Raw genomic sequence first — 10,063 nt, forward strand, 5'->3', positions numbered from 1 at the left:
CGTGGCCGGCCTGGCCCGGCTCGACGCCGAGGCCCGCGTCGAGGTGCCCGAGCCGTTGCGCGCGGCGCGCGCCAACGCGGCCGAGGCGGCCGAGATGGCGCGCCTCGTCGAGAAGGTCGAGGCCGAGCGCCTCGACGAGCCCGCCACCTCCGCCGCGTAGCGAGCTCCCGAGGGGCACGTCGTTGGTGGATGTGGGTTACGCGCGGGCGGCAGCCTCGCTGCGCCAGCGCGCGAGCAGCAGCCACGGGTCCGGCACGCCGACCCGCAGGGTCGCGACGTGGGCGCGCAGCGCGTCGTCGGTCTCGAACCACTCCGTGCCGGGGATCCGCAGCGCCGCGAACTCGGCGTGCCGGAGCTGCTCCAGAGCCCGGTCGCCGCGCTCGAAGGCGAGCACCTCGTCATGCCGGAGGCTCGAGAACCGCTGCGCCGGGTTCGCCGTGGTGCCGATCTTGATCCGGTCGCGGAACCGCAGGTAGTAGACGACATCCACCCGCGAGACGGTCGCGCCCTCGGGCGGCGGTTCCCCCACGCGCCACTCGCACACCGCGCAGAGCCAGCCGGACGGGTACCGGACGCCGAGCCGCGAGCCGCAGAAGGCGCACGGCGAGGGCAGGACGTCCGTCCGGCCGTACTCGCCCTCCACCCACTCGTGCGCCTCCAGCAGGTGCCCGAGGCACAGCGCGAGCGGCGCCCCGGGATACGCGGGAGCGCCGCACAGAGAGCACGCGTCGGTCACGCGGCGAACGTACCGCCCGCCCCCGACACGGGAGGCGCGCTCAGTGCGCCGTCCCCGCCAGCACCTCGCGCTGCCGGGCGCGCCCTGGCTCGTCGTAGTACTTCGCCCACCACGCGTCCGTCGGGTCGAGCCCGACCGCCGCCACCACTCCGCTCTGCGGTCCCGGCGTCGGGTCGTGCGGCCGGAGTGACAGCGTGTACCGGAACCGGTAGTGGTCGAACAGCCGCATGAACTCGGTGAGGTAGGCCTCCGCGACCGCACTGTTACCGCGGATGACCAGCATGTTCTCGTCGTTGCCCGTGGTGGAGGCCACGCTGAAGTTCGCCGAGCCGGTCACGACGATCGGGTCGTCGCCGAGCGGGTCGATGAGCAGGTACTTGCTGTGCACGTACTCCACATTGGTCGAGAGCGGGTTCCGCATCTCCTCCACGAAGCCGGCGAGCGCGCCCGCAGGGAGGAAGGCGCCGGCGACGATGGCCGTCTTCGGGTCCGTGACGGCTTCGGCGGCCGCGGCCGCCGCCTTCGCGTCCTCGAACAGCAGGTAGCGCAGGGCGTCGTGCGTCCCCGGCAGTGCGTCTCCGAACCGCGAGTCGAGCGTGAACGGGAACGTGCCGCAGGCGATCGTCGTCGCACCGCCGAAGAGCGCCGCGTACCGGTCGAGGGCGGCGCTGTGCGTGTGCGGGCTGAACACCACCGAGACACCGCCTGGCCAGTCGTCGGGCAGTGCGTCGTTCGCGTCCACCCAGTCGTTCAGCGCGCTGTACGGAGGGTCGTCGAGCAGCCGCGTCCAGTAGGCGAGGTAGGCGGCGGCGATCGCCGGGTCGTCGATCGAATGCCCCACGTTCGACTGGCCGAACACCCCGTTGAGTGTGACGTTCGTCGACCCGGTCCACACCGCCACAGGCGTACCGTCGTGGGACGCGACGATGAACTTGTTGTGCGGGATCTTCGCGTGCGCCCGCCAGAGCGCGATCAGGTCGCCGATCCCCGCCGAGCTCACCGCGTCGTGGTTCTTCGGGTTGCCGTCGTCGACGATGAGCTTCACGGAGGCGCCCGCCCGCGCGGCGACCCCGAACGCGTCGAGGACGGCCGGGAGCTGGAACTCGTAGAAGCAGCCGTGCAGCTCCCAGCTCGCGTCCAGCGCACGGCCGATGAACGCCAGGAGGGCCTCCTCGAGCCCGCGGGAGAGCCAGATCCACGCGGCGTCGTTGGGGACGTCCTGCGGCTCGGCGTTGTGGAAGCGCTCCGCGTACGCCTGCGACGAGATGGCCCCGCGGTTGAACCAGACGCCCTGCGTGCCGGGCTGCCCTGTCGAGATCGGCAGGGTCACCTCCTCGCGGGAGATCAGCACCTGACCCGGCGTGCCCGCCAGGCTGTGCACGATGTAGGTGTAGTCGTGGCCCGGCTTGGCGGTGTAGTCGCCCCAGAGGAAGGTCTGCAGCGGGTTCACGTCGGTCGTCCAGGCGCCGGCGGGAGCGCCGGTGAACCGGAGGCGGTTGGGCAGCCAGCGGTGCTCGCCCTCGGTGTGGTCGAGCCGTTCGATGCCGAAGCCGTGGATGCCCGGCATCGCCGCCCGCTCGTGGTCGATCCCGATCAGCACGACGTCGTTGCCGGCGATGGCCTGCGCGGACAGCGGCCCGCTGCTGCTGGTGACTTTCATGTGCACCCCCGCCCGGAGCCTAGGAGGGCCGCCCTCGGTCGCACCACCCCCTTCCTCCGGTGGCACGCCCTGGTCCCCAATCGCACGTCCCGGCGCTCCGCGCCAGCTTCGATGACGCCCTGTTTCACCCGCGAAACACAGTGTCACGCCCGCTGGACCGCGCTTGCGTCGGCCTTCATCCTGGGCTGCATCCCGTCCCGCACCCGACGCATCCCAGGAGTCCTCATGCCTTCCCGTTCCCTCCGCACACTCGCCGGCGCCGCCGTCGCCCTCACCGGCGTCCTGGCCCTCGCCGCGTGCGCCGGCAGCTCGAACGCCGCGACCGGCGGCCAGAAGGTCGACGGCGGCACCATCGTGTACGCCCACCAGCAGGAGCCCGCCTGCGTCTTCGGCGGGTGGATCGAGCAGGCGTACCTCTCGTACCAGGTGCTCGACAACCTCACCTCGCTGGACGCCGACCACAAGGTCGTCCCGTGGCTCGCGACCGCGTGGAAGCAGTCCGACGACGGCCTCACCTGGACCTTCACCCTCAAGAAGGGCGTGAAGTTCACCGACGGCACTCCCCTCACCGCAGCGGCCGTCGCCTACAACTTCGACTACTGGGTGAAGGGCGGCAACAGCACCGCCAAGGTCTGGCTCGACGGCTACTACAAGGATGCCAAGGCGATCGACGACCAGACCCTCCAGATCGACCTGTCGCGTCCGTACCCGCGGCTCGCCGACAACCTCAGCCAGGGCTACTTCGGCATCCAGTCGCAGCACGCGCTCCAGACCCGCACCCAGGAGCAGAACTGCGAGGCGCCGATCGGCAGCGGCGCCTTCACGGTAGAGAAGTGGAACCGCGGCCAGGACATCATCCTGAAGAAGAACAAGGCCTACACGTCGCCGCCCGCCAACGCGAAGCACACCGGCCCCGCCTACGTCGACACCATCGACTGGAAGTTCGTCGCCGACCCGACCACCCGGGTCGCCGCGCTGCAGGGCGGCCAGGTCGATGCGATCTACGACGTGCCCTCCGTGCAGTGGAGCGTGCTGAAGAGCGGCGGCTACCAGCTCGAGAAGTTCGTCACCCCCGGCCGCCCGCAGCAGATCTCGTTCAACACCGCGAAGGGCCCGTTCACCGACGAGCAGGTGCGCCAGGCCTTCGCCTACAGCCTCGACCGCCCGGAGATCGTGAAGACGATCGGCCGGGGCGTCATCCCGTCCGAGGGCAACGGCGGCGTCAGCCAGGCCACGCCCGGATACAGCACGAAGGCCGCGGACTGGTACACGCAGGACGTGAAGAAGGCGGTCGCCCTCCTCGACGCCGCGGGCTGGAGCCAGAAGAACTCCGACGGAGTGCGGGTGAAGGACGGCCAGCCGCTGACCGTCCGGCTGCCCTACGGCGCGGGCTCGATCATCAACGCCGACGGCGCGGCGATCCTGCAGGGCGTGAAGGAGCAGGCGAGCAAGGTCGGCTTCGACGTGAAGCTCATCCCCGTCCCGCAGAGCGAGTTCTTCTCCGGCAAGTACTCCGGCCCGGACGCGTACGACCTCCAGGCGGGCTACTGGACGAGCGTCACGGCCGGCATCCTCTACATCAACTGGAGGCCGTCGACCGCCGACCACCCGAACTACAGCAACAGCGCCTTCTACAACGACCCGGTGCTCGAGCAGTACATCCTCGACGGCAACTCCGCCGCAACCGTCGAGCAGCAGAACGCCGACTACCAGAAGGCGCAGGACTACATCGCCCAGCACGCGCTGTCCATCGGCGTCTACGACCGGCTGAGCACGCTCGCCGTGGCGCCCAAGCTCCACGGGGTCTGGCAGGAGCACGCACAGGGAGGGCCGACGTTCTATGACGCGTATTTCACCAAGTAGCCCGGCACCGAGCGAGTTGCGGGCCCCGGCAGGGGTGGAGGCCGCGGCCGGCGGCGCGGCGGTCCTCTCGACCGTCCGCCCCCGGCGCGGCCGGGCCGTCGCCCTCACCCTCCTGAAGAAGGCGGGCGCGGCGGTCGTGGTCCTCTGGGGCGCGGCGACCGTGGCGTTCTTCGCCCAGCTCGCCCTCCCCGGCGACCGGGCCACGACCATCCTGAACATCCGCGCCGGGCAGGTGCAGCTCCGGACGCCGGCCGAGCTGGAGCAGATCCGCGCCCAGTACGGCCTCACCCGCCCGGTCATCCTGCAGTACATCGACTACCTGCGCGGGCTCATCGCGGGTGACTTCGGAACCTCGTACCAGCAGTACCGTCCGGTCACCGCGATCATCGGCGAGCAACTGGGCAGCACCGTCACCCTCTCGCTCACGGCGATCGCCCTGGCCTGGGTGATCATGGTGGTCTGGGTCACCCTCACCGCGGGGCGCGGTCCGCGCGTCGGCGCGCTCGGCTCGACGGTGGACGTCGTCACCGCCGGCCTGCCCGCCTACTGGCTCGGCATCATCCTGCTGCTGGTGTTCGGGCTGGGGCTGCGCTGGTTCCCGATCATCAGCGGCTCGTCGCCGAACGGGATCGTGCTGCCCGCGCTGACGCTCGCGATCCCGCTCGCCGGGTTCATGGCGCAGAGCGTGCGCACCGAGTTCGAGCGCTCGCTCGACCAGCCGTTCGTGCTGTCGGCGCGGATGCGCGGGATGGGGGAGTGGGGCATCCGCCTGCGGCACGTCCTCCGTCACGCCGTCATCCCCGCCGTCACCCTGTCCGGCTGGGCGCTCGGCGCGACGCTGTCCGGCGCGGTGATCGTGGAGTCGATCTTCTCGCGGCCGGGGATCGGCTCGGTGCTCGTCACGGCCGTCAACTCCCAGGACCTGCCGGTCGTCACCGGCATCGTCACCCTCGTCGCGGTGGTCTACGTGGCCGCGAACCTCATCGTGGACGTCGTGTACACGGTGATCGACCCCCGGTTGGAGCTGTCATGACCTCCGTCACCGCCGCGCCGTCCTCGAAGCGGAGTCCCGCGGGACTGTCCGCGGGTGCACGGCTGGCCCGCGCGCCCTGGGGACTGTTCCTCGCGATCGCCTTCGCCGTGCTGCTCCTCGTCGCGGTCGTCGCCCCGCAGCTCCTCACCACGCACCTGCCGACCGCGATCGACTACGGCGCGGCCCTGCAGCCGCCGAGCTGGGCGCACCCGTTCGGCACCGACGAGTCCGGGCGCGATCTCTACACCCGCGTCGTCTGGGGCGCCCGCGACTCCCTCACCATCGGGGTGGGCGCCGCGGCCGTGAGCATCGGCCTGGCCCTGATCCTCGGCACGCTCGCGGCGCTGGGAGTGCGGCCGGTCGCCGTCGTGATCGACCGGTTCGTGGAGATCCTGTTCGCGTTCCCCGCCCTCGTGCTCGCGCTGCTGCTGATCGCGATCGCCGGGCCGAGCGCCGCGACCCAGGTGCTCGCGGTCGGCATCGGCACGGCGCCGGGGTACGCGCGGATGATCCGCGGGCAGATCCTCGGCGCGCGGAACTCCGGCTATGTGGAGGCCGCCACCGCGCTCGGGCACTCGCGCTGGCGGATCGTGCGCGCGCACATCCTGCCCAACGCCCTCCGCCCGCTGGTCGCGGTGTTCGCGCTGTCGATCGGCCAGTCGATCGTGTGGGCCTCGAGCCTGTCGTTCCTCGGGCTGGGCGTCGCGCCGCCCGCCTCGGAGTGGGGCGCCCTGCTCGACGCCGGGCGCGCCTACCTCACCACGGCCTGGTGGCTCGTCGTCATCCCGGGCCTCGTCATCGTCGCGGTCGCGCTCGCCGCGACCACCATCGGCCGCCACATCCAGACGCGTCTGGAGAGAGGGGAGCGATCGTGAGCATCGCCGAGCAGGGCACCGCCGCATCCACTGGCAGCGCCGAGTCCACCGACACCGAAGCGTCCACCGACACCGGGGGCCTGGCCCGTCTCGACTGGCCGGCCGTGCGCCTCCGGGTGCGCAACCTCCGCACCGGCTTCCGCGTGGACGGCGTCCTCCGCCCGATCGTCGCGGGCGTCTCGTTCGACCTCCTCCCCGGCCAATGCGTCGCGATCGTCGGCGAGTCGGGCTCCGGCAAGTCGGTGACCGCGCGCAGCCTCGTCGGCCTCGCCGGCCGGAACGCCGTCGTGGCGGCCGACGAGCTCGAGCTCCACCACGAGGACGCCCGCTCCTACTCCTCGAAGCGCTGGCGCCGCGTCCGCGGCCGCGACATCGGCTTCGTGCTGCAGGACGCCCTGGTCTCCCTCGACCCGCTGCGCCCGGTCGGCGCCGAGATCGCGGAGGCGCTGCGCCTGCACGGCTGGGGCGACCGAACCGCCCGGAAGGCCCGCGTGCTCGAACTCCTGGAACGCGTCGGCGTGCCGTCCCCGGCCGTCCGCGCCCGGCAGCGACCCGATCAGCTCTCCGGCGGTCTCCGCCAGCGCGCGCTCATCGCGTCGGCGATCGCGCTCGACCCCGACATCGTGATCGCGGACGAGCCGACCACCGCGCTCGACGTGACGGTCCAGGCGCAGGTGCTCGCCCAGCTGGAGGCCATGAAGGAGCGCGGCGCGTCCCTCATCCTGATCAGCCACGACCTGTCCGTCGTCGCACGGCTGGCCGACCACATCCTCGTCATGCGCGGCGGCGAGGTGCTGGAGCAGGGCTCGGCGGCGCAGGTGCTCGCCGCGCCCGAGCACGAGTACACCCGCGCCCTGATCGCGGCGGTCCCCGGCGAGACGACGCGGGGACGCGCGCTCACGCCGGGCGCACCGGAACCGGGCCCGAGGCCCGCGATCGGCGACCCGGTGCTGGAGGCGCGCGACCTGGTCAAACGGTTCCACACCTCCGACGGCACCGTGACCCGCGCGGTCGACGGCGTCTCGTTCACCCTCCGCGCCGGCGAGACGCTCGGCATCGTGGGGGAGTCCGGCTCGGGCAAGAGCACGACGGCCCGACTCGCGCTCGGCCTCGAACGCCTCGACAGCGGCGACGTGCGGCTGCTCGGCCAGGACTGGTCGGCGCTGCCGGAGTCGCGGCGCCGCGCGCTGCGCCGGCGCATCTCGGTCGTCTACCAGGACCCGCTGAGCTCGTTCGACCCGCGCTGGACCGTCGAGCGCATCCTGCTCGACTCCCTCCGCTCGGAGCGCTTCGCCTCCGGCGCCGACCGCGACGCCCGGGTGCGCGAACTGCTCGGCCAGGTCGGGCTGGGCGCCGAGGTGCTGCCGCGGTTCCCGCTGACGCTCTCCGGCGGCCAGCGCCAGCGCGTCGCGATCGCGCGCGCCCTCGCACCGCGGCCCGACATCATCGTGCTCGACGAGGCGGTGTCCGCGCTCGACGTGACCATCCAGGCGCAGATCCTCGACCTGCTCGTGGCGCTGCAGCGGGAGTCCGGCGTCGCCTACCTGTTCATCTCGCACGACCTCGGCGTCATCAGCCACCTCAGCGACCGCGTCCTCGTGATGAAGGACGGCGTGGTGGTGGAGGAGGGGACGGCCGAGGATGTCTTCGAACGCCCGCAGCAGCCGTACACTCGTGATCTGATCGCCGCGATCCCGGAGTTCGCTCCGGCCGGCGACCCCCGCAGCATCAGCCCGGAAGGCGACGCATGACCACCGAACCCAAGCAGCTCTTCGTCAACCTGTTCGAGATGGCGTGCGTGAGCCACATCACGCACGGCCTGTGGCCGCTGCCCGGCAACAACCGTGAGCGCTTCGCCGACCTCGACTACTGGCTGGAGCTCGCGCGGCTGCTGGAGCACGGCGGCTTCGACGGCATCTTCCTCGCCGACGTGATCGGGGCGTACGACGTCTTCCGCGGCGGCCCGGAGACGGCGCTGCGGGAGGGCCTGCAGAGCCCGAACCTCGACCCGCTGCTGCTGGTGCCGGCGATGGCGGCCGTCACCGACCGGCTCGGCTTCGGCGTCACGTTCTCGACGACGTACGAGCCGCCGTTCGCGTTCGCCCGTCGGATGTCGACCCTCGACCACCTGACCAAGGGCCGGATCGGGTGGAACATCGTGACCTCCTACCTCCCGAACGCCGCCCGCAACTTCGGGCTCGACGACGAGGTGCCGCACGACGAGCGCTACCGCCGCGCCGAGGAGTACCTGGACGTGCTCTACAAGCTCTGGGAGGGCTCCTGGGACGACGACGCCGTCATCGCCGACCGGCAGGCGCGCGTCTTCACCGACCCGTCGAAGGTGCGCTACATCGACCACGTCGGCGACCGGCACCGGGTGGCCGGCCCGCACATCGTGCACCCGTCGCCGCAGCGCACGCCCGTGCTGTTCCAGGCGACGGGGTCGCCCGCTGGCATCGAGTTCGCGGGACGGCACGCGGAGGTCGTCTTCACCGGCGGCCGGACGACAGAGGAGTTCCGCCGCAACGCCGACGGGATGCGCGACGCCGCCGAGCGCCACGACCGCCGCCGCGACGACGTCCAGTTCATCGCGATGGCGGGCGTGATCGTCGGCCGCACCACCGAGGAGGCCGAGGACAAGTGGCGGCTGTACCAGCAGAACGCCAGCCTCGACGGCATCCTCGCCCACAGCAGCCTCCCGGTCGACCTCACGGCGTTCCCGCGGGACATCACCGTGCGGGAGGCGCTCGCGCGGGCGGAGTTCCCGGCCGAGCGGGTGCCGTTCCTCCCGCTCGACAAGACGGTCGGGCAGGCGCTCGACTTCGTGAAGAACGGCCGCGACGACCGGTTCCTGGTGGTCGGCGACGTGAAGACGGTGGCGGACGAGATCGAGCGCTGGCTGGACGAGGACGGCCTGGACGGCATCAACCTCCGCCAGTACCACTCGTTCGAGACGGCCCGCGACTTCGCCGACCTGGTCGTGCCCGAGCTGCGCCGCCGCGGCCGTCTGCCGAAGGAGGGCGAGCGGTCGGGGACGCTGCGCGAGCGCCTGTTCGGCGACGGGCACAGCCGGCTGCCCGAGCGGCACCCCGCGACGCGGTACCGCGGCGGCGCGAACCTGCATCCGGAGGCGGTGTCCGCGGCCCGCTGAGCCGGCTCACCGTCACCGATGTGCGACAACGCGCCTGTCGGGGGCGGAATCCGCACAGGAGGTGCGTGAGCGCGCGCTAGGTTGGGGGAATGCGTGCGAGGGGGGCGTTCTGGCTGCGGCGCTCGCGCGCGCAGGCCGGCACCCTCGTCGCGACCGGGCTCGTGGTCGTGGTCGTGGCGGCGCTGGCCGGCCTGATGACCGGGCTGGCGTTCCGGTCGCCGACCTCCGCCGTCCATGCGACGCTGACAGCCGAGCCTGCGGCGGTTACGTCGCTCGCGCTCGAGTCGAGCGCGCTGCCGGACCTCCCCGCCCAGGATGCGGAGGTCCGCAGGGTGCTCGCGAAGCGGCTGTCCGGCCTCCCGGTCGCCGTGGCGGGCACGTTCGCCGCGCCGTCCGTCCCGGTCGCGGTCGCGGGCGTGCGCGACACGTCCGACGCACTGCTCCTTGTGGCGGCGGACGACCTCCAGCACCGCGTCACGCTGACGCAAGGCCGCTGGCCCGGCGGGGGAGACGCGTCGTCGGGCTCCGCGGAGGCCGCGGTCGACGCCGCGTTCGCGCGCGCCCACTCGGTCGCGGTCGGCGACCGGCTGACGCTGCGCGGGCCCTCGGCTCCCGTGACGGTCACGGTCAGCGGCGTGTGGCGCGCGGCCGAGCCGGGCGCCCCGGCCTGGCTCGGCCTGACCTCCGGCGGCGGCCGGCTGATCGTCCCGGCCGCGACGGCTGCTGCGGCGAGCGACGGGCTCGT

General features: G+C 72.4%; 8 protein-coding genes. 6 read left to right on the forward strand and 2 right to left on the reverse strand.

Annotated elements, in window-relative coordinates; all coding sequences use genetic code 11:
- Nucleotides 1-196: 196 nt before the first annotated feature.
- On the reverse strand, nucleotides 197-736 hold the full coding sequence (locus AC3A3H_RS06955; protein WP_487613823.1) for a GIY-YIG nuclease family protein: 540 nt from the start codon (nucleotides 734-736) through the stop codon (nucleotides 197-199).
- Between the two features lie 40 nt (nucleotides 737-776).
- The gene (locus tag AC3A3H_RS06960) at nucleotides 777-2,396 is read right to left on the reverse strand and encodes a phospholipase D-like domain-containing protein (RefSeq protein ID WP_487613824.1); all 1,620 of its coding nucleotides are present in this window, start codon (nucleotides 2,394-2,396) and stop codon (nucleotides 777-779) included.
- A 225-nt stretch (nucleotides 2,397-2,621) separates the two neighbouring features.
- Between AC3A3H_RS06960 and AC3A3H_RS06965 the strand changes: the two genes are divergently transcribed.
- The 6 genes from AC3A3H_RS06965 to AC3A3H_RS06990 all read left to right on the forward strand — a co-directional run.
- The gene (locus AC3A3H_RS06965; RefSeq protein WP_487613825.1) at nucleotides 2,622-4,259 is read left to right on the forward strand and encodes an ABC transporter substrate-binding protein; all 1,638 of its coding nucleotides are present in this window, start codon (nucleotides 2,622-2,624) and stop codon (nucleotides 4,257-4,259) included.
- Nucleotides 4,237-5,292 carry an ABC transporter permease gene (locus AC3A3H_RS06970; RefSeq protein ID WP_487613826.1) on the forward strand — a complete coding sequence of 352 codons (1,056 nt, stop codon included), beginning with the start codon at nucleotides 4,237-4,239 and terminating at the stop codon, nucleotides 5,290-5,292. The genes AC3A3H_RS06965 and AC3A3H_RS06970 overlap by 23 nt, the downstream gene beginning before the upstream one ends.
- On the forward strand, nucleotides 5,289-6,167 hold the full coding sequence (locus AC3A3H_RS06975) for an ABC transporter permease (protein WP_487613827.1): 879 nt from the start codon (nucleotides 5,289-5,291) through the stop codon (nucleotides 6,165-6,167). Before AC3A3H_RS06970 ends, AC3A3H_RS06975 begins: the two co-directional genes overlap by 4 nt.
- Complete coding sequence (locus tag AC3A3H_RS06980) at nucleotides 6,164-7,918, forward strand: dipeptide ABC transporter ATP-binding protein (RefSeq protein WP_487613828.1); 1,755 nt, start codon at nucleotides 6,164-6,166, stop codon at nucleotides 7,916-7,918. The genes AC3A3H_RS06975 and AC3A3H_RS06980 overlap by 4 nt, the downstream gene beginning before the upstream one ends.
- Nucleotides 7,915-9,318, forward strand: a complete 1,404-nt coding sequence (locus AC3A3H_RS06985) for an NtaA/DmoA family FMN-dependent monooxygenase (protein WP_487613829.1) — start codon at nucleotides 7,915-7,917, stop codon at nucleotides 9,316-9,318. The genes AC3A3H_RS06980 and AC3A3H_RS06985 overlap by 4 nt, the downstream gene beginning before the upstream one ends.
- An 89-nt stretch (nucleotides 9,319-9,407) precedes the next feature.
- Nucleotides 9,408-10,063 (forward strand): ABC transporter permease (locus AC3A3H_RS06990; RefSeq protein ID WP_487613830.1); only part of this gene is annotated, 656 nt, incomplete at its 3' end.

The sequence above is a fragment of the Leifsonia sp. Soil_N53 genome (genome assembly GCF_057655165.1).

Bases quoted from the DNA above. Each gene is read 5' to 3' on its own strand.
- AC3A3H_RS06960 (WP_487613824.1), bottom strand. From the start codon at position 2,396: ATGAAAGTCACCAGCAGCAGCGGGCCGCTGTCCGCGCAGGCCATCGCC.
- AC3A3H_RS06965 (WP_487613825.1), top strand. From the start codon at position 2,622: ATGCCTTCCCGTTCCCTCCGCACACTCGCCGGCGCCGCCGTCGCCCTC.
- AC3A3H_RS06970 (WP_487613826.1), top strand. From the start codon at position 4,237: ATGACGCGTATTTCACCAAGTAGCCCGGCACCGAGCGAGTTGCGGGCC.
- AC3A3H_RS06975 (WP_487613827.1), top strand. From the start codon at position 5,289: ATGACCTCCGTCACCGCCGCGCCGTCCTCGAAGCGGAGTCCCGCGGGA.
- AC3A3H_RS06985 (WP_487613829.1), top strand. From the start codon at position 7,915: ATGACCACCGAACCCAAGCAGCTCTTCGTCAACCTGTTCGAGATGGCG.